Source organism: Pseudomonas sp. TH06 (genome assembly GCF_016651305.1).
Lineage (GTDB): Bacteria > Pseudomonadota > Gammaproteobacteria > Pseudomonadales > Pseudomonadaceae > Aquipseudomonas.
In genome coordinates, this window is sequence record NZ_JAEKEC010000001.1 from 3,113,370 (window position 1) to 3,135,039 (window position 21,670).

General features: G+C 57.6%; 24 protein-coding genes. 9 read left to right on the top strand and 15 right to left on the bottom strand.

Features of this window, described 5'->3' with window-relative positions:
* The first annotated feature begins 243 nt into the window (after positions 1 to 243).
* Both JFT86_RS14010 and JFT86_RS14015 read left to right on the top strand, forming a co-directional pair.
* The gene (locus tag JFT86_RS14010; protein WP_201237125.1) at positions 244 to 1,866 is read left to right on the top strand and encodes a methyl-accepting chemotaxis protein; all 1,623 of its coding nucleotides are present in this window, start codon (positions 244 to 246) and stop codon (positions 1,864 to 1,866) included.
* A 109-nt stretch (positions 1,867 to 1,975) separates the two neighbouring features.
* Complete coding sequence (locus JFT86_RS14015; protein WP_201237126.1) at positions 1,976 to 2,416, top strand: hypothetical protein; 441 nt, start codon at positions 1,976 to 1,978, stop codon at positions 2,414 to 2,416.
* 273 nt (positions 2,417 to 2,689) lie between these two features.
* On the opposite strand, the gene JFT86_RS14020 is transcribed toward JFT86_RS14015, so the two are convergent.
* The gene (locus tag JFT86_RS14020) at positions 2,690 to 2,995 is read right to left on the bottom strand and encodes a PepSY domain-containing protein (RefSeq protein WP_201237127.1); all 306 of its coding nucleotides are present in this window, start codon (positions 2,993 to 2,995) and stop codon (positions 2,690 to 2,692) included.
* Between the two features lie 170 nt (positions 2,996 to 3,165).
* Between JFT86_RS14020 and JFT86_RS14025 the strand changes: the two genes are divergently transcribed.
* Positions 3,166 to 4,044 carry a sterol desaturase family protein gene (locus tag JFT86_RS14025; RefSeq protein ID WP_201237128.1) on the top strand — a complete coding sequence of 293 codons (879 nt, stop codon included), beginning with the start codon at positions 3,166 to 3,168 and terminating at the stop codon, positions 4,042 to 4,044.
* A gap of 1 nt (position 4,045) precedes the next feature.
* Here the strand turns inward: JFT86_RS14025 and JFT86_RS14030 are convergent, their stop codons facing one another.
* Both JFT86_RS14030 and JFT86_RS14035 read right to left on the bottom strand, forming a co-directional pair.
* Positions 4,046 to 4,729 carry a helix-turn-helix domain-containing protein gene (locus JFT86_RS14030; RefSeq protein ID WP_201237129.1) on the bottom strand — a complete coding sequence of 228 codons (684 nt, stop codon included), beginning with the start codon at positions 4,727 to 4,729 and terminating at the stop codon, positions 4,046 to 4,048.
* The gene (locus JFT86_RS14035; RefSeq protein WP_201237130.1) at positions 4,730 to 5,848 is read right to left on the bottom strand and encodes a glycerophosphodiester phosphodiesterase; all 1,119 of its coding nucleotides are present in this window, start codon (positions 5,846 to 5,848) and stop codon (positions 4,730 to 4,732) included.
* A 223-nt stretch (positions 5,849 to 6,071) separates the two neighbouring features.
* On the opposite strand from JFT86_RS14035, the gene JFT86_RS14040 reads away from it, so the two are divergent.
* The gene (locus JFT86_RS14040) at positions 6,072 to 6,398 is read left to right on the top strand and encodes a DUF2025 family protein (RefSeq protein ID WP_201237131.1); all 327 of its coding nucleotides are present in this window, start codon (positions 6,072 to 6,074) and stop codon (positions 6,396 to 6,398) included.
* Positions 6,399 to 6,531: 133 nt separating this feature from the next.
* On the opposite strand, the gene JFT86_RS14045 is transcribed toward JFT86_RS14040, so the two are convergent.
* Both JFT86_RS14045 and JFT86_RS14050 read right to left on the bottom strand, forming a co-directional pair.
* Positions 6,532 to 6,840: an antibiotic biosynthesis monooxygenase gene (locus JFT86_RS14045; RefSeq protein WP_201237132.1), complete on the bottom strand. Its 309-nt coding sequence runs from the start codon at positions 6,838 to 6,840 to the stop codon at positions 6,532 to 6,534.
* A complete protein-coding gene (locus tag JFT86_RS14050) occupies positions 6,837 to 7,538 on the bottom strand; it encodes a CTP synthase (RefSeq protein ID WP_201237133.1) in 702 nt (233 codons plus the stop codon). The genes JFT86_RS14045 and JFT86_RS14050 overlap by 4 nt, the downstream gene beginning before the upstream one ends.
* 170 nt (positions 7,539 to 7,708) lie before the next feature.
* Here JFT86_RS14050 and JFT86_RS14055 point away from each other — a divergent pair, with 170 nt between their 5' ends.
* Positions 7,709 to 8,650, top strand: coding sequence for a LysR family transcriptional regulator (locus JFT86_RS14055; protein ID WP_201237134.1), 942 nt, complete (start codon positions 7,709 to 7,711; stop codon positions 8,648 to 8,650).
* On the opposite strand, the gene JFT86_RS14060 is transcribed toward JFT86_RS14055, so the two are convergent.
* The 4 genes from JFT86_RS14060 to JFT86_RS14075 form a co-directional block, all read right to left on the bottom strand.
* Positions 8,651 to 9,184 (bottom strand): DUF1003 domain-containing protein, encoded by a 534-nt coding sequence (locus JFT86_RS14060; protein ID WP_201237135.1) that lies wholly within the window; start codon positions 9,182 to 9,184, stop codon positions 8,651 to 8,653.
* A 119-nt stretch (positions 9,185 to 9,303) separates the two neighbouring features.
* On the bottom strand, positions 9,304 to 10,623 hold the full coding sequence (locus tag JFT86_RS14065; protein ID WP_201237136.1) for a PAS domain-containing methyl-accepting chemotaxis protein: 1,320 nt from the start codon (positions 10,621 to 10,623) through the stop codon (positions 9,304 to 9,306).
* 188 nt (positions 10,624 to 10,811) lie between these two features.
* Entirely contained in the window at positions 10,812 to 11,888 is a 1,077-nt protein-coding gene (locus JFT86_RS14070; RefSeq protein WP_201237137.1) for a diguanylate cyclase, read from the bottom strand.
* Positions 11,889 to 12,034: 146 nt separating this feature from the next.
* On the bottom strand, positions 12,035 to 12,643 hold the full coding sequence (locus JFT86_RS14075) for a TetR/AcrR family transcriptional regulator (protein WP_201237138.1): 609 nt from the start codon (positions 12,641 to 12,643) through the stop codon (positions 12,035 to 12,037).
* Positions 12,644 to 12,859: 216 nt separating this feature from the next.
* On the opposite strand from JFT86_RS14075, the gene JFT86_RS14080 reads away from it, so the two are divergent.
* Positions 12,860 to 13,915 carry an MBL fold metallo-hydrolase gene (locus JFT86_RS14080; protein ID WP_201237139.1) on the top strand — a complete coding sequence of 352 codons (1,056 nt, stop codon included), beginning with the start codon at positions 12,860 to 12,862 and terminating at the stop codon, positions 13,913 to 13,915.
* Between the two features lie 141 nt (positions 13,916 to 14,056).
* Here the strand turns inward: JFT86_RS14080 and JFT86_RS14085 are convergent, their stop codons facing one another.
* Both JFT86_RS14085 and JFT86_RS14090 read right to left on the bottom strand, forming a co-directional pair.
* Positions 14,057 to 14,374 (bottom strand): XRE family transcriptional regulator, encoded by a 318-nt coding sequence (locus tag JFT86_RS14085; RefSeq protein WP_201237140.1) that lies wholly within the window; start codon positions 14,372 to 14,374, stop codon positions 14,057 to 14,059.
* A 93-nt stretch (positions 14,375 to 14,467) separates the two neighbouring features.
* Positions 14,468 to 15,235 carry a helix-turn-helix transcriptional regulator gene (locus JFT86_RS14090; protein WP_201237141.1) on the bottom strand — a complete coding sequence of 256 codons (768 nt, stop codon included), beginning with the start codon at positions 15,233 to 15,235 and terminating at the stop codon, positions 14,468 to 14,470.
* A gap of 111 nt (positions 15,236 to 15,346) precedes the next feature.
* Here JFT86_RS14090 and JFT86_RS14095 point away from each other — a divergent pair, with 111 nt between their 5' ends.
* The 3 genes from JFT86_RS14095 (at position 15,347) to JFT86_RS14105 (ending at position 18,724) form a co-directional block, all read left to right on the top strand.
* The gene (locus JFT86_RS14095) at positions 15,347 to 16,162 is read left to right on the top strand and encodes a sulfite exporter TauE/SafE family protein (RefSeq protein ID WP_201237142.1); all 816 of its coding nucleotides are present in this window, start codon (positions 15,347 to 15,349) and stop codon (positions 16,160 to 16,162) included.
* A gap of 90 nt (positions 16,163 to 16,252) precedes the next feature.
* Positions 16,253 to 17,401 carry a hypothetical protein gene (locus JFT86_RS14100; RefSeq protein WP_201232453.1) on the top strand — a complete coding sequence of 383 codons (1,149 nt, stop codon included), beginning with the start codon at positions 16,253 to 16,255 and terminating at the stop codon, positions 17,399 to 17,401.
* Between the two features lie 126 nt (positions 17,402 to 17,527).
* Positions 17,528 to 18,724, top strand: coding sequence for a hypothetical protein (locus JFT86_RS14105; RefSeq protein WP_201237143.1), 1,197 nt, complete (start codon positions 17,528 to 17,530; stop codon positions 18,722 to 18,724).
* Positions 18,725 to 18,727: 3 nt separating this feature from the next.
* Here JFT86_RS14105 and JFT86_RS14110 read toward each other — a convergent pair whose 3' ends face one another.
* The 4 genes from JFT86_RS14110 to JFT86_RS14125 all read right to left on the bottom strand — a co-directional run bounded on the left by JFT86_RS14110 (position 18,728) and on the right by JFT86_RS14125 (position 21,595).
* The gene (locus JFT86_RS14110) at positions 18,728 to 19,714 is read right to left on the bottom strand and encodes a hypothetical protein (RefSeq protein WP_201237144.1); all 987 of its coding nucleotides are present in this window, start codon (positions 19,712 to 19,714) and stop codon (positions 18,728 to 18,730) included.
* Between the two features lie 58 nt (positions 19,715 to 19,772).
* A complete protein-coding gene (locus JFT86_RS14115; RefSeq protein WP_242489259.1) occupies positions 19,773 to 20,105 on the bottom strand; it encodes a hypothetical protein in 333 nt (110 codons plus the stop codon).
* A 132-nt stretch (positions 20,106 to 20,237) separates the two neighbouring features.
* A complete protein-coding gene (locus JFT86_RS14120) occupies positions 20,238 to 20,945 on the bottom strand; it encodes an HNH endonuclease (protein ID WP_201237145.1) in 708 nt (235 codons plus the stop codon).
* Positions 20,946 to 21,061: 116 nt separating this feature from the next.
* The gene (locus tag JFT86_RS14125) at positions 21,062 to 21,595 is read right to left on the bottom strand and encodes a Bro-N domain-containing protein (protein ID WP_201238600.1); all 534 of its coding nucleotides are present in this window, start codon (positions 21,593 to 21,595) and stop codon (positions 21,062 to 21,064) included.
* Positions 21,596 to 21,670: the final 75 nt, after the last annotated feature.

The following is a 21,670-nucleotide window of genomic DNA, read 5'->3' on the forward strand; positions in this document are numbered from 1 at the left end:
GGGAATGGCAGGCTCACTGAGCCGAATCATCGCAAGCGGATGTGACGTTTATGTGTCGATAAAGTGACGCCAGATCAATGTCTTACCGGCGGTCGGATTTTCTTCAAGAAGCGCTCTGGCACGCCGATCACGCTTGGGTTACGTTGCGCGCGCTTGGCCATGAGCCAAGGCTCGCCGACATGGATGTCCGGCACAATCCCACGCCTTACCGGGCGTGCCTCATCCCTGTCATGAGTACCTGCGATGCTGCAAAAATCCCTGAGAGCGCAAATTCTCGTCCTGCTGAGCGGCAGTCTGCTGGCGATGCTGTTGATCGCGCTGGCCTGTTTTCATTTCCTGTCCAACGGCGTGCAAAGCTACAGCCAGTTGATCACCGGCCCTCTGCACACTTCGCAACTCATCGACGAAGCCAACCTGCAATTCAAGGTGCAGGTCCAGGAATGGAAAAACGTTCTGCTGCGCGGCAAGCAACCGGCGGATCTGGCCAAGTACTGGGGGCAGTTCGAAGACCGTCAGCGCGATGTGCAGAACATCCTCGGTGAACTGGCCAGCCAGAAAGGCATCGAGCCGAGCCTGAAAAGCCGCATCGAGCGTTTGCGCGAAGAGCATCGTCAGTTGGGTAACGCCTACCAGAAGGGCCGCGATGCCTACGTGGCGGCCGGTGGCGATCCGACGGCGGGCGACACCGCGGTCAAAGGTGTCGACCGCGCGACCAGCGATCAGATGAGCGAACTGGTCAGCGAATTGCGCAAGCAGGGCACCGAACAGTCGGCGCAGATCAGCGCCGAGGCTGATCGCACAGTGTTGTTGGGCATTCTGGTGATGCTAGCGTCGGGTCTGCTGATTGGCCTGCTGAGCTTGTGGCTGGTCAACCGCAACCTGGTCGAGCCGATCCGCAACCTGATTGATTACGTCAGCCAATTGAGCCGCGGCAAACTCGCCGAACGCGTGGTCAGCCACCGTCAGGATGAACTGGGCAACCTCGCCGCTGCGGCCAATACCTTGCGTGATTTCCTCGCCGACACCTTCACCCGTTTGCAACGCAGCGCCAGTGATCTGGACAGTGCCAGCGGCGAGTTGAATGCGATCGCCACGACCATGGCCGGCGGCACCAACGAGCAGTTCAACCGCACCGATCAAGTGGCCACGGCGATGAACGAAATGTCCGCCACCGCCCAGGAAGTGGCGCGTCACGCCGCCGATGCCGCGCGTGCCGCCGACGATGCCGACCAGTCCGCCCAACAGGGTGAGAAGGTCATGCAGAGTACCATCCACAGCATCACCCAGATGCGCGGCGAAATCGCCAACACCGCCACAGTGATCCGCCGTCTGGAAGCTGACAGCGGTCGCATCGGCAAGGTGCTGGAAGTGATTCGCGGGATTGCCGAGCAGACCAACCTGCTGGCATTGAACGCAGCGATTGAAGCGGCGCGGGCGGGTGAGGCCGGGCGTGGTTTTGCCGTGGTCGCTGACGAAGTACGTAATCTGGCACAGCGTACGGCAGAGTCGATCATCGAGATCAATCAGATCATCCAGAGCGTGCAGACCGGCGCGGTGGACGCGGCCCAGGCCATCGACAGCGGCCAGACCCGCAGCGACGAAAGCGTCGAGCAAGTGACGCAGGCAGGCGCGATGCTGGAGCGCATTACCCACGCGGTGGAGGCTATTCGCGACATGAACCGTCAGATCGCCACAGCGGCAGAAGAGCAGACGTCGGTGGCCGAAGACATTTCGCGCAACCTCACCGAAATCACTTCGATCGCCAGCACCAACCTCGACAACGTCCAGCGCACCGAAACCGCCAGTCAGAACCTGCATGGTTTGTCCGGGCAACTGAATGAGGTCACTGCGCGCCTCAGCGCCTGATCGAGCGACTGTGTACCGGCGCGGATACCGAGTCGGTACACAGTCGATCTCAAGTAGAGCTGACCCGCGACGATGACCGGTTATCTATAACCGGCATTGGAGCACTCCCATGGTCAGCATCACCTCTGTTTCGATCAACCAGACTGTCACCACACCCACCAGCAAAACCTCGATCACTGATGTCGGCGACGACACTTCCACCAGCGCAACCGCCAGAACTGGCGCAGCCACCGACGCGCCGAAAGCGGCTGGCGGCGCAGCACCTTCGGGCGGTAGCAGTTCCAGCAGCAGCGACGAATCTGACACGGTGAAAGAACTGCGCAAGCAGATTGCCGAGCTGCAAAAGCAATTGCAGGAACAGCAGCAGGCGTTGCAAGCGGCCCAGGCAAAACAGGAAAGTGCCGACGCCAAGGCTACCGAAGTGGCCTCCGCACAAGCGCAGGTCACCGCCACCTCGGCCTCGCTGCAAACGGCGACGGCGGCGTTGTTGCAGGCGTTGCAGGATTCCGATTCAAGCACCTCCGGTTCCTTGGTCAGCACCTCGGCATAAACCCTGTTGCTGCGGCACGCTGCGATCTTGACGATCAAAAGATCGCAGCCTCGTTTCACTCGACAGCTCCTACAGAATCTCGATCGGCCATAAATCCTCCGGCAGGCAGAAAAACCTGTAGGAGTGAGCCTGCTCGCGATGGCGGTGGATCAGTCGACATCACCGTTGCTGACCCACCGCCATCGCGAGCAGGCTCACTCCTACAAGGAATTTGTGTCGGGCATGAAAAAGCCGCGCGATCGGTGGATCGTGCGGCTTTGGATGGGCGTTGAATCAGGTGTCTTGCTTGTTGGTCAGCACCTTGCCAGTCGTGGCGTCGAAGTCCACGTCGAATTCTTTGCCGTCAGCAGTTTTCAATTCAACTTCGTACTCGTAACCGTTGAAATGGTTATCCAGGTCGGTGTCGGTGATGGTCGCACCCGGATGCAGTTTCAGCGCAGCCTGGTTCATTTCTTCCATTGGTTTGATCTTGCCGGACTTGACCAACTCAGGGATCTGGTCGACGCGGACATCAGCCTGCGCGAGGCCAGCGGTGAGGGTCAGGGCAGCGGCGGTAAACAGGGCAGTCAAGGTTTTCATCGGTTCAATCCTTTTGGGTGTTTATCTAAGCGGATGTGCTGTTTCAGTGGATTCAGATTAATCGCCGCAACTTAACTCACCCTTAATCTCGCCTCGGCGGTTTGCGTCGTTTGTTCAATTACCCCACGTCGTGAGATTTCATGCTGTGCCTTCGATCAATGGAGGTGCACATGAAACGTTTGATGGCCGGGTTATACGCGCCGCTGTTCTGGGGCGGCTTTATCGGGCTGGGCTTGTGGCTGGCAGATGTCTCGACCCTGTGGCTGTTGCCGCTGTTTGTTGCCGCGCTGGCGGTGTCGTTCATCGCGGAGTGGGCAATGCCTTATGAGGTGCGCTGGAATCGTCCGGCCGGTGATCGCCGCCGCGATATCCTTCACGCGCTGGTCAATGAAGCGTTGAGTGCCTTGGGGTTACTTGCACTACCGGGGCTGGTCGCCATGCTGGCGATTGACGGTGTCTGGCCAAGGGGCTGGCCGTTGTGGTTGCAACTGGGGCTGGCGATTGTCATTGCCGATGCCGGTATCAGCCTGATGCATTACGCCAGCCATCGCGTGTCGTGGCTGTGGCGATTGCATGCCGTGCATCACAGTGTTGAACGTTTATACGGCTTCAACGGATTGATGAAACATCCATTGCATCAACTGCTCGAAGCCTCGGCGGGGTTGCTGCCATTGCTGGTGCTGGGCATTCCGTTGCAGGTCGCGACATTGCTGGCATTCGCCATCGCGATCCAGCTGTTGTTGCAGCATTCGAATGTCGATATGCGTCTCGGTTTTCTGCGCTGGATTTTCGCCTGGGCACCGCTGCATCGTTTCCATCACATGAAATATGGCCGCGCCGGCGACGTTAATTTCGGGTTGTTTTTCACCGTGTGGGACTGGCTGCTGGGCACCGTTTTCTACACCGAGGATTACCGCATCGGCCAGGACGATTTGGGGATTGGCAGCCGCCCGGATTTTCCCCGCGACTATGTGGCGCAATTGGTTGATCCGTTCGCAACAGTGAGGTTGAGCCGCGAGCCGAAAGTGCCTGATGCGCTGCGCCGCTGACTCAGTCGAGCAGTTTCAGCTCGATGTGTTGCAAGGCCTGGCGTGCGGTGACGCCGAAGAGTTTTTTCAGGCAGCGGGAGAAATGCGCCGAATCGGCAAAACCTGCGTTGTGCGCGGCGGATGTCACCGGGTCGCCCGCCAGAATCGAGGCCATCGCCTTGCGTAGACGCCGCCACAACACCAGCCTGCGCACTGGCAAACCGACCTGGCTGACCAACAGTCGCTGCAATTGACTCAGGGATAGATTCGCCGTGTCGGCGACGGCGCGTGCGGCGACTTTATCGGCCAGCGAAGCGTCCACTGCGGCCAATGCACGTTCGATGCGCGAGTCACTCAGCGAACGACGCGGGCATTGGCGGATTGCCAGATCAAGCGCAGGTAACGTCAGTTCGGCGTTAAACAACGCATCACGCAACGTGTCTGCTGCAAACATCAACGGTTCGGCGTAAACGGTGAATAGCGGATCCGGCGCTTCAACAATGGCATGGCGCACGTTTGAGGCAATCAACAGCTGCGAGGCGCTGACGACTTCACCCTCGAGCAACACCGTCGCCGGTCGCTCGGGGGCAAGCATGATCTGGTGGGCATAGTGGCAATGGGGCGCCGTGCGCCCCGACACTCCGTGGATCAGGCCATAGTCGTGCCCCAGCCAGAGGCGGCCTGTCCACTCGGTGTGTGTGGTCACTCAGAAACCGTTGTTCTTCAACACCTGATCGACACTGGCAGCGGCCGGGCGTTTATAGAACTTCAACAGTTCGCTGGCGCGGTTGGTGAAGATGCCGTCCACGCCTGCGGCCATGACTTTCTCGAAGTCCACCGGCTCATCGACGGTGTAGACGTGCACCAGCAGGCCCTGATCGTGGGTGTATTTATTCATCCACGGTTGCACCAGATCCGAATAGCTCTGATCGCCGCCCTTGGTCAGCTTCGCCGAAGGACCGGTGCCGATTGCACCTTGCGCCTTGGCGTAATCGACCCACTGCTTGAATTCAGCTTCGGATTTCGGTTCCTGTTTACCGTAGAAAACGTTCTTGTCCTTCTCGCCGGACTCGGCAAAGGTCACCTTGGATTTTGGCTCGATGCTGCCTTCGCCGACCCACAGCAGGAGGATCTTCGGCACTTGCGGCATTTCCTTTTGTAGCAGTTCGAGGCTGTTCTTCTCGAACGTTTGCAGGATCACCTTGCCTTTGCCCTGACCGACGCCCAGTTCGCTTTTCGCCAGTTTCGAACCGGTTGGGCTCAGCCAGCCGCGATCCTGCAGTTTTTCTTTCAGGTCTTTCTCGATCCCCGGGAACAGTTGCGGCTCCTTGGTCTCGATGTACAGGCCCGGCTTGTGCTGCGGATTGGCCTGGGCGATGTCGATGATTTCATCGAGGGTGAGGATTTTCAGCCCGGCGTAGGACGGGCGCGCGCGATCCGGGTAGGCCTTGTTGTACCAGCTGCCGGCGTCGAGGGTTTTCAGTTCGGCCATGGTGAAGGCGGTGGCCGTGCTGTCCTTGCGCTCCGGGAACTTGGTCGCGACGTCGGTGGTGCGCTGCAAATTGTTGTCATGCAGGGCGAACAACACGCCGTCCTTGCTGCGTTGCAGGTCCATTTCCAGATAGTCGGCACCCAGGTCGCGCGCCAGTTTGTAGGAGGCGGCGGTGGATTCCGGTGCATCGAACGACGCGCCACGGTGGGCGATGACCGCCGGGTGCGGAATGCCGTGAGCGGCGGCCAGTGCATCGACATCGGCGGCGTGAGCCTGACCGAAACCGAGCATCAGGCTCAGCATGAGGGCGCTTTTGGTGAAAGTGGCGGGCATGTTCGAGTTCCTTTCGCAGGGCATTTTCAAAGACGTATCTTTTAACAACTGAATCGATTGCGTGCTATCGCCAGACCGACATAAACGTATTAAAAGCGATTTTTCCTGCACTTTTGTGGCGCTGTTTGCAGTACGCTTGCCCTCGGCAGCCGCCCCGGCAGAGGGCGCGCCCACTGTTTCGCCCTGCGTGTAAACCATCGATCAACATTTCGTGAGGTTTACCATGCGCATCACCTCCCAACTCATCTGCCAGGCGGCCGACGACCTCAAGGGTTTTGTCGGCCTCAACCGCAAGACCGGTCAATACATCGTGCGCTTCAGTGAAGATTCGTTCGGCATGGACGTGGCGGATGACGGCATCATCCCCACCAGTGAATTCGTCTGGGCGCAGGTTTCGGACACGACCATGACGCTTAAGCGCGAGTTGATTCAGTTGCTGCTGGATCAGCATATCGATGACCGGATCAACATCACCGAGCCGTTGCGGGTTTATATGAGCAAGGTTGAAGTGCCGGCGATTGTCGCGGTGCGGAGTCTGGTGCGGGGCTGAAGTTTTGCAGTGAAGCTTCTGGCCCCTTCGCTGGCAAGCCAGCTCCCACAGGTACAGCGTGATCTTCAGAACAACGCAATACCTTGTGAGAGCTGGCTTGCCAGCGATGATGGCGGTGACTGCACCGCAATACTCACTGGCCGAAGCGATACTCCCGCTCAACCCGACACACCCGCGTCTGAAACGCCGAATACCAGACCGCCCGGCCACGCTCCTGAATCACCCGATGCTCAGGATGCTGCCGCCACGCCAGAATCGCCGACTCACTGTCCCAGTACGAAATCGTGATCCCGACCCCATCGGCCCCACGGATCGAATCAATACCAAGAAATCCCGGCTGCTGGTTGACCAATTCCATCATCCGTTCCGAGGCTGCGGCATATCCGTTATCACCCTCGGTACGGGTCGAAGTGAAGATCACAGCGTAACAATCTGCTTTCATCGACGTTGCTCCGCACACGCTTCGACAAACGCCCGCACCAGTGGCGGCATCTGGCCCTTCAGCGCGGCGCGTTCCGGCTGGAACAGCGTGGCGACGAAAAACGGATGCCCGTTCAACTCAATCGCCCGCAAGTCTCCCGTCGAATCATGGCCCACCGCGTGTAGCTGATGGCTCAGCAACTCGCTTTCGAACTGTGGATTCACACCAAAGCGGCAGCGATAACCTTCACGAATCTCGGACGTTTCGTACGCTTTGGCGATCAACGATCCGGTCACCAGATGAATGCTGTCCACGGCCTCGACCAGCGAACAGGTCAGCGGCGTGAGCACGGCTCTTGGGGAATCGGGCGCGGTTTCGCCATGTTCGGCATCGGTCCAGCCCAGCACGTTGCGGGAAAATTCCAGCACCGCATGCTGAAAACCGCCGCAGGTGCCGAGGAAAGGGCGCTGTTGCTCGCGGGCAAAACGGATCGCCCTTAGCGCACCTTCTTCGCTTTTGTAGGGGCTGGCGGGGACGCACCAGAAACCGTTGAAGTCTTGTAGCGCAGTGTTGGCGTCGATTTGATCGGTGGCCAGCCAGTGGAAAGTCAGCGGACGGTCGAGGTGTTCGGCCACCTGCCCGAGGGCTATGGGAATGGCTTGGTGCGCGGTCACTTGCGGGTCGTAATCGCCGATCAGGGCGATGGAAATGGCGTCCATGGGATTTCCTTTTCTAAACTCGGTGAGTAGAAACTTATCTGTGGCGAGGGGATTTATCCCCGATCGGCTGCGAAGCAGTCGTCGCTTTTGAAATCATGGGGCTGCTTCGCAGACCATCGGGGATAAATCCCCTCGCCACAGATTTTGAGTTTGGCTCAGAGAGAACATGATTGTCGGTTGTTGGTGACCACTATAGATTGGCGTTCACGCACTCAATATGGGCGTTTCCCCAAGTGATCAATGCAGCGACGCACTATCGGCTCGACTACCCGGATCTGGCGCTGATCCTCGCCCTGGTGCGCGGCGGCTCTCTGGCCCGCGCTTCACAGCTTTTAAAAGTAGACGTGTCGACCGTGTTCCGCGCCGTGCGCCGTCTCGAAGCCGCCCTCGGTCAGCAACTGTTCGAAAAAAGCCGTGCCGGTTACTTGCCGACGACGCTGGCACAAACGCTCGCCGAGCAGGCAGAACGTGCCGAACAAGCACTCGAAGCTGCGCGCATTGGTGTCGAGCAGGGCGGTGAAGTGGTCAGCGGAACCGTGCGCCTGACCTGCACCGACTCGGTGTTGCAAGGTTTGCTGCTGCCGGCGCTGGCGCAGTTCATGCCCAGCTACCCGGCGCTGACCATCGAGTTGAGCACCTCCAATGATTTCGCCAACCTCAGCCGTCGTGACGCCGACATCGCCCTGCGCCTGACACGCACACCGCCGGAACATCTGGTCGGACGGCAATTGGCGAAGATTTCCTACAGGGTCTGCGCCAGCGAGCGCTACTTGCAGCAGGTTGATGCGTCAGATCTGGCCGCGCTGACCTGGATCGCCCCGGACGACTTTCTGCCTGATCACCCGACCATCGCCTGGCGCCGCCAGCAGTTGCCCGGTGTGACCCCGGGTTATCGCTGCAACAGCATGCTTTCAGTCACCGAGTTGGTGCGCGCCGGCCTCGGGGTTGCGGCCTTGCCGGACTTTCTGATCACCGACGGTTTGCAGGCGTTGAGCGAACCCCTGCACGGCTACGACACCGCGCTGTGGCTGCTGACCCGGCCGGATTGCCGGGCATTGCGTTCGGTGGTCACACTGTTTGATGAGCTCGGGCGGGCGCTGCGTCTGCCGTGATCAACGTTGCGGGTTCTGACACACATGCGCGTGCAGCTCGCGTGTCAGGCCTTCGATGCGTTCGGTCAGGCTCTTGGTCATCTCGGTGAGGCGGGTGTTCTGCTCCAGCAGTTCAAGCAACTGCGCGGTGTTATGCGCCGCTTGAGCCTGGCGTTCGGTGTTGGCTTGAGCCAGGGCTTCGCGGTGCAGCGCGTCGGCGTCCGCTTGCGCCTTGTCACGCGCAGCCTGCCGGGTTTGCGCGAGCAGGATCAGCGGCGCGGCGTAGGCCGATTGCAGGCTGAACGCGAGGTTTAGAAGAATAAACGGGTAAACGTCGAACGTGGTCACGCCAAACACGTTGAGGCTGACCCACAACAAGACGATCAGCGTTTGCGCACCGAGAAACGTCGGTGTGCCGAAGAACCGTGCGAACGCCTCGGCGCGCAATGCGAATGTGTCATTGCCGAAGGTTGTCGCCAGATGAGCGTGGGGGCGGTGGAAACGCAAGTGATCGACGGGGGCTGATTCCGGTGTTGCGGTTTTTTCAGTGGTCATGGTGCACTCGGCAGGGCTTGGGACTGAAGCTCACTATAGTCCTGCATTGTGGTGCCTGACCCTTTCGCGAGCAGGCTCGCTCGCGAAGGCCGCGCCTCAGTCTACTGACCCTGCATCGATTACCCCGAAGCACGCTCATTGGCAAACATGCTCACTGCTTGTACCGCCTCACTCGCGCCGTCGCGAATCTGCAGGATCACTTTTCCCGCCTGGTTCGCCAGTTCGACTCCCTCGGCTGCCCGGCCGCGGGTACCTTCCATGCTCTTGATCGCCTGGCGGGTTTCCGTCTGGATCAAATCGATCATGTTGGAAATTTCCGCCGTCGAGCCACTGGTGCGTGCCGCCAGCTGCCGCACTTCATCGGCCACCACCGCAAATCCACGCCCCTGTTCGCCGGCCCGTGCCGCTTCGATGGCCGCGTTCAGCGCGAGCAAATTGGTCTGATCGGCAATCGCCCGGATGGTGTTGACGATGGCGGTGATCTGCTCGGAGCGCTCGCCCAGTTGCGCGATCAACGTTGAGGATTCAGCAATGTCCTGAGCAATTTCACGCATCTCGCTGGCTGCTTGTTGAATGACCTGCGTGCCTTGTTCGGCGACTTTTCGGGTCTCGACCGAAATGTGATAAGCAGCGCTGGCGCTCTGTGCATCCTGTTCATGCTGCACAACTCGCGCGGTGACGTCCGAGGCGAACTTCACCACTTTGCACAAACGGCCGGAGGCGTCGTAGACCGGGTTGTAATTGGCTTCCAGCCAAACGGTTCGGCCGTGTTTATCAACACGTTCGAACTGGCCGTGGAAGAGTTCGCCCTGATTCAGCCGTCGCCAGAAGTCTTGATAAGCGCTGCTGTTGACCAGATCCGAGGTACAGAATAAACGGTGATGTTTACCTTTAAGCTCGGCGAGCGTGTAACCCATCCGCGTCAGAAAATTCTGGTTTGCCGTCAGAACACTGCCGTCGAGGTTGAACTCAATAACCGCCATCGCCCGGTCGATCGCTTGTAACTTGGCGTTGGTTTCACTCTCCTGCTGCATTTTGGCTGTGACGTTCATGGCGTATTTGACCACTTTCACCACACGCCCCGACGCATCCTTGATCGGGTTGTAACTGGCTTCGAGCCAGACCGGTTGCCCCTTACTGTCGACACGCTCAAACGTTCCGGACTGGAACTGACCGTTTTTCAGGCGAGACCAAAATTCGCTGTACTGCGCACTTCGGCCAAACTCGGGGGTGCAAAACACGCGATGCGCCTGGCCGATCGCCTGTTCGGCGCTGTAACCCATGGTCTTGAGGAAGTTGTCGTTGGCGCTCAATACCACGCCGTTGAGGTCGAACTCGATTACCGCCATGGAGCGATTGATCGCTTCCAGAAGGCCGTTCTGTTGAGTGAGGTTTTCTTGAAGGTCGTTGAGGGCGGTTTTGTGGCGATTGAAAAACATGGGCGCAGTACTCTGGAAGTAGGGAAAGACTCGGTTTGTGCCCCTGTTCCCGCGTTGTCAGGCCAAATGTGTGAAAAAACTTTCGGCAACGACTGCTAAATGCCAGCATCCCGACTGACGGCCTGATCTTATACAAGCCTTATAAGTTTGTACAAGAAACGGCTTTTTTAAAGTGTTACAAAAGTGTTTCAGTGGCTGAACTGGCTGGCGTCACTCGGAGATGAGCGACTCAACGCCACGCTGATAGTGTTGCGACCGGTATGTTTAGCGGTGTACAGCGCCTTGTCGGCGTCTTCCAGCCAGGCAATCGCATCGCTGTAATCGGGTTGGAACCGAGCCAGACCGATACTCAGGCTGACGCGCATTTCTGGCACATCCGGATGACGGAATTGATCCAGCACCTGGCGCAATTGCTCCATCAATACTTCGGCTTTGTTCAAAGGCAGATCCGGCAGAATCACGCAGAATTCATCACCGCCGTAGCGCCCAGCCAGTTCACCGGCATCAAGCAGGCATTTCAGTTCGCGGCTCAATTGCTGCAGCACCGCATCGCCGACGATATGGCCGTAGCTGTCATTGATCAGCTTGAAATGGTCGATATCGATCAGCGCCAGCACAGCCTGCGTATTGTGTTGACGGCATTGCTGGAACTTCAGATGCAGCAGGTCTTTCCAGGCGCCGTGATTGAGTAATCCGGTCAGGCTGTCGGTGCGGCTCAGGGCGCTCAACGTGCGTTTGTGCTGCGCCAGTTTGATCGCCAATTGGTAACAGACCATGCCCAATGCCAGCGGATACAGGGTGAGCATCGGCAAGCAGGCCCAGACCTGGGTCTGCGTCATCATCGGGTTGAACTTGAAGCCGAAGATCAATCCACCGAGCAGCATGCCCGCGACTTGAGCGATAGCCCCCAAGACAAACAGGCGTCGACCGCCGGCGGCGACGTTGTTCATGGTCATCATCGACAGAATGGTTACGGTGGTCAGTGGATTGAACTGACAACACGCGGCCCAGAAACCGCCGCACAGCGAGTCATACAAGAGGTTGCGGCGTTCGGCCTGATAGGGGAATGCCGAGCGGGTCGATACTTGAAAGGCCAGATGCGGCCAGACAAAACCGTTGAACAGCAACAGCACCCAGAGCCAGGTCGGCATGTTCAGCGGATACAGCGCCGCGCCGACGCTGAAAAAACCAACACCCAGGCCGATGGCCCGTGGCAGGTAGATGCGCCTGGCGAATGACAAGCCTTTGCCGCGTTGGTTTTCCATGATGTCCTGCGCGCAATTCATCCTGAAATACTTTGCAGTATCTTTTTCAGGTCGACCGTCCGTCGGTCGATTGTCGGACATTGTCATTTATTCCAACGGGAATAATCAGTGTCCTTCCGAGCCATTTAATCAGTGACAGAGCCGTTTTAGAGCTGATAGTGCGCCAGAAACATCTCCAGCGCCGATTCGGCCACGGTGTTCTGCATGTCGGCATCCAGCGGCGGCTGACCCAGCGACATCTGAGGCCAGAAGCCAAAGGTCTTGAGCAACCCCTGCACCTGATGTGCAGCAAATTGCGGATCGACCGGTTTCAGGCGGCCATCGGCCTGCGCGGCGCGAATCCACACGGTCAGACCTTCCTCGCGTTCGCCCATGCGCTCGATCATGTTTTGCGCGCGCTCCGGGGAATGAATCGTCGCCGCAATCGCTACCCGCGCCAGCGTCAGAAAGTTTTCGTCCGCCATCATCTGCACCTTGGCTTGCAGCATCTGCCGTAACTGATCGCGCAACGGCTGATCAGCGCGATAAGTGACCGACTGCTCGGCGCTGATTCGCGTCCATAACTGGTTGAGAATTTCGGCGAACAACTCCTCCTTGCTGGGAAAGTGGTTGTACACCGTGCGCTTCGATACACCAGCGGTGGCAGCGATCTTGTCCATGCTGGTGATCTCGAATCCGTTGTCGCGGAATTCGGCAATCGCCGCCTGAATAATGGCTTCGCGTTTACGGTCGGTGAGTCGCTGTGGAGCTGTCATAAGTACGCTTCGGCAGGTAAATATTGGAATTACACTTGGCAGTTTACTTGTCAGCAGCTTTGCTGCAACCTAGAAACTACACCGATCAGTGTAATGTTGCGTTAATCCTCGCAACCTAAAAAACAGAAAGTTCGGCTGATGCGTGCGTGCTTTGGCCATTTATCGTCCCACCGTGAAAAACCGTGAATTGCGCGGTTTTTCTGGAGTCATTCAGTCATGGCCAATCCAGTTTCCCTCCCGGATAAAATTTCCACGCCTGAAGCCTCTCGACAGGATCAAGGGCTGTTCCGCAACCATGCCCCGGTGCAACGCGAAGGCTTGCGCAAGATGCTGCGGATCATGTGGAACATGATTTTCCACAAGCCGCGTAACACCCGGCCTGCCGCGCCGATTCCGGTGCAACCGCTGACCCGCGAAGACCTGCTCGCGGCGCCGAACCACAGCGTCTATCGCCTCGGTCACTCGACCCTGCTGCTGAAGATGCAGGACAAATTCTGGATCACCGACCCGGTCTTCGCCGAGCGTGCCTCGCCTGTGCAATGGGCCGGCCCGAAACGCTTTCACCAGCCGCCGATCAGCCTCGACCAGTTGCCGCCGATCGAAGCGGTGATCCTGTCCCACAACCACTACGATCACCTCGATTACGAGGCCGTGCTCAGGCTGGCGGTCAAGACCAATCTGTTCCTCACGCCGCTGGGCGTTGGCGACACCCTGATCAAATGGGGCATCGACGCCAACAAGGTTCGCCAGTTCGACTGGTGGCAAGGCACCGAAGTCGCCGGCATCCGCTTCATCGCCACGCCATCGCAACACTTCTCCGGCCGTGGCCTGTTCGACAGCAACAACACCCTGTGGGCCTCCTGGGTGATGATCGACGGCGACACGCGAATCTTCTTCAGCGGCGACAGCGGCTACTTCGACGGCTTCAAACGCATCGGCGAACAGTACGGCCCCTTCGACCTGACCCTGATGGAAACCGGCGCCTACAACGTCGAATGGCCGCACGTGCACATGCAACCCGAACAAACCCTGCAAGCCCACATCGACCTCAAGGGCCGCTGGCTGTTTCCGATCCATAACGGCACGTTCGATCTGGCAATGCACGCCTGGCACGAACCGTTTGACCGGATACTGTCGCTGGCCTGGGAGCGCAGTGTTTCGATCACCACGCCGCAAATGGGTGAAGCGTTCAACATCGCTCAACCACAACGCGGGGATGCCTGGTGGCTGGCGGTTGAAGGGGAGAGTGGGGCGGTTGTGCAGAACGCTTGATATCAATCAGTAAGAGCTGATGTTGATTTTGTGGTGAGGGGATTTATCCCCGATGGACTGCGAAGCAGGCCTTGTTTGGGGGCCGCGTAGCGGCCCATCGGGGATAAATCCCCTCACCACAACTGCTTACTCAGCAAATGTTCACTCCGCCATCGCATATTCCCCACGCCCCGCCGTTTCCGCAGTCATCGCGTTCAGACTCGCACTTCGCCCCGGCGCAAACCCGGGAAAGAACACCAACCCCTGCGATTCAAACCGATACGCCAGCGCCAGACGCGCTGCGTCCGCCACCTCTTGCTGCGCTTCAAACCGCTGAATGTCTTCCGCCGAAACCTCGGCCTCCCGCGACAGCTGATCCACGCTCCAGCCCAACATCGCTCGGGCCTGGACGCAGTGAGTCGGGGTGAACTGGAAAAGGGCAATGCGTTCGAGGATGTGATTCATCGCAAGAGAGGCCATGGTGTGCTCCGGGCTCAAGAGTGCTGATTGAAAATATACTGTGTTTTTGTACAGTTGTTTTCGGCCCGGATCAAACGCATTTTTTGATTTGCGCTAATTTGCCGCCTCCAACCAGACGGACGGTGGCTGACCGAGAATGCGTCGGAACATCGTCGAGAACGCCGCCGGGCTTTCATAACCGAAGTCCAGAGCGATACGCGTCACTGCCTCACCCGCGGCCAGACGCGCCAGCGCCAGTACCACACAGGCCTGTTGCCGCCATTGACTGAAGCTCAACCCGGTCTGCTGACGAAACAATCTGTTAAACGTACGCAAGCTTATGTGTAACTGGTTGGCCCAATGTTGTGGCGACTGATGGGCGTTGGGTTGATGCAGAAAGGTCTGACACAGCGCAAGGAGTTTTCCGTCAGTCGGCAACGGAATATGCAGCGGTAGCGGAGCGCTGCGTTCCAGTTCATGCAACAACAACTCGATCAACACACCGTCTCGACCGTGAGCGTCATACACCAACGGCACCTCCACCGCCTCCATCAGCAAATGGCGCATCAACGGCGAGACGCTGATCACCTGGCAGCGCTCCCCCAAGTCCACCGCACCCGGCTCGATATACACACTGCGAGTGCTGACCCCCAGCATCAACACTTCATGCGCCACCCCCGGCGGAATCCATACCGCCCGCTGCGGCGGCACAACCCAGTTGCCGTCGTGGGTGCTGACCTGCATCACCCCGGTTGCGCCGTACAGCAATTGCGCCCGTCGATGCGTATGAAAGGGCAGCAAGTGACCGTGGGAATAATCCGTACCGATCGCCACCACCGCGCGCGTCGTGTCATCCAGCAGATTGATCGAAACATTGCGCATCGAGTGGCACTCAGCAGTTGGCGTAAACACAAACATTATTGGCTGACTTGCTGAAGCAGGCCAAGCGCTGGCGCTCTATCGTCGACCACTCCCATCCCACGGACGACCGTCATGTTCTACCTTCTACTGACACTCTTTGGCTGCCTGACCGGCATCACCGCTGTGCTCTTTGGCTTCGGCGGCGGCTTCGTCGTCGTACCTCTGCTCTATCGCATGCTCACCGCCAGCCACGGCGCCGACGACCCCATCGGCCAATCGGCCATGCACATCGCCGTCGCCACCTCGACCTGCGTGATGATCGTCAACGCCCTGATCGCCACCGACAAACACCGCCGCGCCGGCAACCTGATTCGCCATTACCTGTGGCCGCTCGGCGGCTTCATCGCCCTTGGCGCGGTTATCGGCGCGATCGCGGCGGTGTGGGTCAGCGGTGAAGTCATTCGTTACGCCTTCATCGCCTACCTCGGCGTCACCATCATCGATTGCTTGATCAGACGCGGATTTCTCACACACACGGAAGGCGTCATCCCGCGCCGACTGGGCAATACAGAAACGTCCGGCGGCGGTGTAGGAATCGGCGCCATCGCTACCTTTCTCGGTGTAGGAGGAAGCGTCATGACCGTGCCGCTGTTGCGTCGTTGCGGGCTGAGCATGTCCCAGGCGACGTCCATGGCCAATCCGCTGAGCGTGCCGGTGGCACTGGCGGGCACCCTGACGTATATGGCGCTGGCCGGTTTCAGCGAGACAGACTTGGGGCCATGGTTTGTCGGGTATGTGGATCTGCTGGCGTTTGCGGTGCTGACGCTCGGATCGTTGCTGGGGATTCGACTGGCTACACCGTGGATCGGGCGGATACCGGATAGGGTGCATGCGCGGGTGTATATCGGACTGCTGCTGATGGTGATGATCAGCATGTGCTTGAGCTGAGGCCGAAGACGCTCGATTCCCCCGCGCAACGTCGACATAATCCACGGCTACTTTTCGCGGGCAGTTGCTCGTTTATTCAAGGATGAAGTGATGTTCCGAGGACTGATACGCCTTTTCGCTGCTCTCTTACTGACGGGGTTGTTTGTCTCGACGGCAACTCGGGCCGATAACGGCGCGCAGGTGTACACCGGCACCTTGGGCAAAGCGGCTATCGTCCTCGAAATAAATCCTCGCACTGGAGAAGGTCGTTACTTCTATAAGAAGTACCGCAAGGATCTGCCACTCGACGGTGCCCTGGACGGGGAAACACTGGTGCTGGAAGAAGGTTCGCGAATGGAAGACTCGCGCCCGACCCTTCGTCTGCAGCCAACAACCAATGGTTGGAGTGGCGAGTGGACAAGTACTGCCGGTAAAACCCTGAAGATCGAGTTAGAGCCAGCCGTCATCCCCGAAGTACCCGCCGATGCCTTGCCCTTTTTCACCACACTTCACGATAAGTACCCTTACGAATATCTGCGGCTGCAAGGCGTCACACTTAAAAAAGGCAAGACCGACACCTTCATGGGCTACACGCTGCAGTGGTGGACCGAGCCGAAGACAGACACTTCCCTGTTTGAAGTGGTGTCCGGTTACTCCCTCGAAGAACGTCGTCGTATCAACCAAAAATTGATGGCGCGTTTGTGGGGCGAAGTGTTGTCTTCTTATGGCTGTTCCGGAAGTTACGCGCAGTGGAGCCAGCCACTGTGGATGTCGTCCACCGTGATGAGTGTGCGGATTTCATCGGACTATTACTGCGGTGGCGCCTATCCGGATCAAAGCCACGACGCGCTCAACATCGATACCAAGACAGGCAAACTTCTGACCCTGGATGATGTTATGTGGGTGGGGCAGGGCAAACCATTGCACTACGAGGAATATGAAGAGTTCGCCGCAGAATCCCCCGGCTCTTCGACAGCGTGGTCGAACTACCGCACCACTGAACTGGCACCCTGGTTGGTCGCACAGTTGCTGAAACTCTACCCAACCGAAATGACCGTCACCGCCGAGGGTGAAAACGATTGCGGCTACGACGAGGATTATCCCTGGCATTATCCGGGTTGGCACTTCACGGGACAGGGCATCAAGATCGAGCCATCATTTGCGCATGTCGCAGCGGTCTGCGGATTCGTAGACTGGGGCGTTCTGCCGTACAACATCGTCAAACAACATCCGGGCGGTGTTGCACTGCAATTGCCGTGAGACGACTTCAACTTTCGAAGGCAGATTCTCGATTAGCGGGCACAACCCCGCCATAATCTGCCGCGACTTTTCCAGCGCCGGCGGCCAAACTCCGGCGCCACTTCCGACTCTTTCAGGGATCGATCAATGTTCAAGGGACTGATGCGCCTGGCGCCATACGCCGCTGTGCTGTTCTCAATGCTGTCCACCGCACACGCCGAAGATAACCGACTGGTATTCACCGGCACGTTGGGCAAAATGCCGATCGTGTTCGAAGTCGATACCAGCGACCCGGAGCAAGTCACCGGCCGTTACTTCTATGAGAAATTTCACCGTGATCTAGAGCTTAACGGCACCTATAAAAATGACGTCTTGCTGCTCACAGAGGGCAGCGATCGTATGGAACCGGGCAAACCGTTACCGACGCTGAAACTGCAACAGATAGATGGCGGCTGGAAGGGCGAATGGCAAAATCCGAAAGGCAAAAAGCTGCCCGTACTGGTCACCGATACGCCACTTCCCGAAGTGCCGGCGAATGCATTGCCTTACATCGCCAAGTTGCCCAAGACCGAGCCTTACGAATATCTGCGGCTTCAGGGCCTGAAACTCAAACCCGGTAAAAAGCAGGACTTCATGGGCTACTCCCTGCAATGGTGGGAAGAGCCTGATACCAAGACGACCATGTTCAGCATCGAGTCCGGTCTGCCCAAAGAAGATCTGCAACGGGTTAACCAACAGTTGCTCGGCCGGTTGTGGGACGAGGCCATCAGTTACTACGGTTGCCAGTTGCGCGGCCGCGGTTATGCCGAATTCCTCCAGGACGTCACCCCGACGTTTATCTCGCCCAGTGTCATCAGCCTGAACATTTCCACCAGCTACGACTGCGGCGGAGCACACCCGGACTTCGGCGATTCGCCGCTGAACATCGATGTGAAAACCGGCCACCCGTTGTCGCTCGAAGACGTGCTCTGGGTAAGCGAGGGCCAACCAATCCTTCACGCCGACCGTTACCGAGGCGGTGACCAGCCGTTGACCGAGGCCGAAGATGCAGCACGCTCCAAGTACCAACGTGAAGTATTTATGCCGTGGCTGATCAAACAACTCACCGCGTTGTACCCGGATGAAATGAAGAAACCGGCAGAGGGAGACGAGGACAGTTGCGACTTCACCAATGAAGACAACTGGAGCTATTCCAACTGGCACTTCACTGAAAAAGGTTTGTACGTGGGCGCATATTTCGCCCGCGTAGAGCGAGCCTGCGATTCACCTGACTGGTCGATCCTGCCGTACTCCCTCGTCAAACAACACCCCGGCGCCGTCAAACTGCAACTGCCCCAGGGCTAACCCTCACTCCAGACCCGGCGCTTCACGAATGATGAAGTGATCCAGGTTCTCGATATCGGCATTGAAGACCTCGAAAGGCTTTTCGGGGTTCTTCTTGCCCGGCACCTGCTTCAACTCCGGCGTCACCCCATAGAAGAAACAGAACAACGCCTTGTCGCTATCCACCGCGTGCTTGATCTCCTCCAGAAACGCCTTGCGCTTGCGGTAGTTGTCGATCAGTTTCTTGTTCAGATATACGCTGACCGGATACGGCTTCTTCTTACTGTCCTCGGGCTTCTTGAACCAGACCTTGTCCTCGAAATCGATACGAAAACTGGTACTGTGGAAGTCCTCGATCTTCTTGATCCGCCCCCAGTAAATCAGCCCCTTGTTGTCCGTCAGATACTCGATCTTCTTGAAGAATGAACTGTACGGCGCCGAATGCTCGCCGATCTTCAACGGCATGCGCTTGAGCAAATCCTTGTCCGCGAAGTTCGACACAAAACACTCCACCGGATGCGCAAACACACTGGTCTTGTCCGGCGCCGACTCACGATTCGCTGACTCTTTACCACTGTCCGACGCCACCCGCACCGGATCATCGCGCAACACATCCGCCGCGCCCGCTGGCGCGACAGGCTTGCGCACATACTCACGCCGCGTCAGCAACAACTCCGACGGGAAGTGTTCCTCTTTCCCGTCATCAACCTCGCCGTCCGCCGTCTCAACGCCAGAAGCTGAAGCCTTCAAACTCACATACGGACAGCCCGCCACATGCTGCGTAGTGGGCAAATTCTTGAAGTGCGGCGTGCGAACGTAATTCACGTTCTTGGCGTTGAACGTACCCAACTCGTTGGATGCCTCGAACGCCGAACGACAGGCATCGTTGGGGCACTGGAAGTGCTCCTTCGCCGAGTCAAACGCCACCGTCTCATCGAAATTGAGATCGCGAACGTCATAGATCGACAACTTGTCATCGAGGCTGAGGCAGTAGGCGAGATCGAATTTCATGGTGGGGCTCGGATCCTTGAGTGGGGGGAGGGGTATTAATAGCGGGAGGTGGCGCGGGTTACCAGTAACGGATCTCGCCACCCAGCATCAACATAACAGCCATAAAACCGAGATTGCCAAACAAGAAGGGCAGAATCGTAATGACGATTTGAATCACAACCGCAATTTTAAAGCCGACGGCCAGGCCATAACGCTTCCAGTAAAAGACATGCAGCACCATCGTCAAAGCGTTGGCCACCCAGACGGCACCGATGGCCATGATTTCGTTTTTTTGGGCGATGCGCAGGGTCATCATGAGCAGGCCGAAAAATACGATGAGGAATGAGACGACTAAGAGTCGTGATGGACCTGATTTGATGGAGTTGGCTGGTGGCATGTGATGTTCGTCCATGTGTGTGCTCGAGAGCGCTCTCGAGCACCGTAAGCGTTGTTCAGCACACAAAATTGTGGCGAGGGAGCTTGCTCCCGCTGGGCTGCGAAGCTGCCCCAGAACAACAAATACGGTTAGTCAGATAAACCGCGATTATTCCTTTTCGAGTCTTCCAACGTTGTCATACAGCCAAGCAGTGAAATCCTCTCTGTCGTCAGAATGGTGGCAGCGTCGATGACAGTTCGGGCACAGCGCTACGGTGTTGGTTTTAAAGTCCGTCCCGTTGTCCGCCAAATGCTTTACGTGGTGAACCTCAAGGTAAGGTTCTCCATTCATTTCAAACGGACCTGGTTCTCCACATCCCTCACAGACACCCTTGGCGTTGAACAGAATCCAATCTTTGACTTTGGATATGCGGGCGTAGGTTTTGGTTGTCCTGACGATTTGCTGAGGTATCTGCACACCCTCTGGCTCACTCACGAAATCACGTTGTCGTTGTACATTTCGAAGTGATGATTCTTCTTGCGTGGAAGGTGTACCGGAATCCAGTGTAATGAGGCCTTTCGATCCTAGGATTTTGATCAGGCGCGCAGTGATCCCTGAACCGAGATTCACCTTTGGTTTGTAGCTAGAGATCGTTTTCAGCCCAAGATCTTCGAACAGAGCGGTAATGTTCTGCAGTCGATAGTCAATCGACTTGGTGTTTCGCCCGGCGAGCACGCCGTTCAGCAGACGCCTGTGCTCCAAGGACTTATTAAATTTTTGATCATTTGGGTAGCGAGCCTGAATATCGAGATAGCCATCAACCGAAGCTTCAAGCTCCTCATCCGTCCAGCCACTGTTTTCCTTTTCCGTATCCATAAAATCGCCGAGGGTTGAAAACCCTCGGACGATACTGAGTGGCCATTACTGCTGTCTACGAAAATTCCTACAAAAAATAGCGACGGATCTCGCATATGATCCTACAAGCGCATCGCTTACCCCATCGAATGCTTCGACGACTGAAACGCGTGAGCGAGCCTCCGCCACCAAGGCTTCGCCGCCATCGCTTTTCGTGGTGTCTGATCGCTCAACAGATAAGGCATGTCCCGCAGCCGAATCCAACTCTCATCCTGCCAATGCAGCAAACTTAACGACATCTCCGGCCAATCCAACAAACTCAACATCGGCCGATCTGAATGACCTAAATGCTCAGCATCGCGCAACGCTGGCACCACCTGATGAGTCAGCCACTCACGCAACAACCGATTCCCCGGAACATAGTGATACACCAACAGCGCGTACACACCGGATTCGCTGAGCATCAGTTGCTTTTCGGGTTGCCGGAAATACTCAATCCACAAAACTCGACGCTGATCCTTGTCGAGTTTGTTGACCATGCGTTCGCTCAGATGGATACCCATCAAACGGCCGATATCGCGGGCGCAGAACCATGGTTGGTTTTCGAATAGAAGGGCATGAAGGGCGAGGTTGTGGCGAGAGAACACTGTTACAGAAAAAGGATCGGGCATATCCATAACCTCTACGTTTAGAATTTGGAGGGCCTGGCCCCAACGTAGAGTGGACTTAAGAAATCCCAACGAGCA

Coding starts and splice junctions, on each gene's coding strand:
- JFT86_RS14010 (WP_201237125.1), top strand. CDS start 244: ATGCTGCAAAAATCCCTGAGAGCGCAAATTCTCGTCCTGCTGAGCGGC.
- JFT86_RS14015 (WP_201237126.1), top strand. CDS start 1,976: ATGGTCAGCATCACCTCTGTTTCGATCAACCAGACTGTCACCACACCC.
- JFT86_RS14020 (WP_201237127.1), bottom strand. CDS start 2,995: ATGAAAACCTTGACTGCCCTGTTTACCGCCGCTGCCCTGACCCTCACC.
- JFT86_RS14025 (WP_201237128.1), top strand. CDS start 3,166: ATGAAACGTTTGATGGCCGGGTTATACGCGCCGCTGTTCTGGGGCGGC.
- JFT86_RS14035 (WP_201237130.1), bottom strand. CDS start 5,848: ATGCCCGCCACTTTCACCAAAAGCGCCCTCATGCTGAGCCTGATGCTC.
- JFT86_RS14040 (WP_201237131.1), top strand. CDS start 6,072: ATGCGCATCACCTCCCAACTCATCTGCCAGGCGGCCGACGACCTCAAG.
- JFT86_RS14045 (WP_201237132.1), bottom strand. CDS start 6,840: ATGAAAGCAGATTGTTACGCTGTGATCTTCACTTCGACCCGTACCGAG.
- JFT86_RS14050 (WP_201237133.1), bottom strand. CDS start 7,538: ATGGACGCCATTTCCATCGCCCTGATCGGCGATTACGACCCGCAAGTG.
- JFT86_RS14060 (WP_201237135.1), bottom strand. CDS start 9,184: ATGACCACTGAAAAAACCGCAACACCGGAATCAGCCCCCGTCGATCAC.
- JFT86_RS14065 (WP_201237136.1), bottom strand. CDS start 10,623: ATGTTTTTCAATCGCCACAAAACCGCCCTCAACGACCTTCAAGAAAAC.
- JFT86_RS14070 (WP_201237137.1), bottom strand. CDS start 11,888: ATGGAAAACCAACGCGGCAAAGGCTTGTCATTCGCCAGGCGCATCTAC.
- JFT86_RS14075 (WP_201237138.1), bottom strand. CDS start 12,643: ATGACAGCTCCACAGCGACTCACCGACCGTAAACGCGAAGCCATTATT.
- JFT86_RS14080 (WP_201237139.1), top strand. CDS start 12,860: ATGGCCAATCCAGTTTCCCTCCCGGATAAAATTTCCACGCCTGAAGCC.
- JFT86_RS14085 (WP_201237140.1), bottom strand. CDS start 14,374: ATGGCCTCTCTTGCGATGAATCACATCCTCGAACGCATTGCCCTTTTC.
- JFT86_RS14090 (WP_201237141.1), bottom strand. CDS start 15,235: ATGCGCAATGTTTCGATCAATCTGCTGGATGACACGACGCGCGCGGTG.
- JFT86_RS14095 (WP_201237142.1), top strand. CDS start 15,347: ATGTTCTACCTTCTACTGACACTCTTTGGCTGCCTGACCGGCATCACC.
- JFT86_RS14100 (WP_201232453.1), top strand. CDS start 16,253: ATGTTCCGAGGACTGATACGCCTTTTCGCTGCTCTCTTACTGACGGGG.
- JFT86_RS14105 (WP_201237143.1), top strand. CDS start 17,528: ATGTTCAAGGGACTGATGCGCCTGGCGCCATACGCCGCTGTGCTGTTC.
- JFT86_RS14110 (WP_201237144.1), bottom strand. CDS start 19,714: ATGAAATTCGATCTCGCCTACTGCCTCAGCCTCGATGACAAGTTGTCG.
- JFT86_RS14115 (WP_242489259.1), bottom strand. CDS start 20,105: ATGGACGAACATCACATGCCACCAGCCAACTCCATCAAATCAGGTCCA.
- JFT86_RS14120 (WP_201237145.1), bottom strand. CDS start 20,945: ATGGATACGGAAAAGGAAAACAGTGGCTGGACGGATGAGGAGCTTGAA.
- JFT86_RS14125 (WP_201238600.1), bottom strand. CDS start 21,595: ATGCCCGATCCTTTTTCTGTAACAGTGTTCTCTCGCCACAACCTCGCC.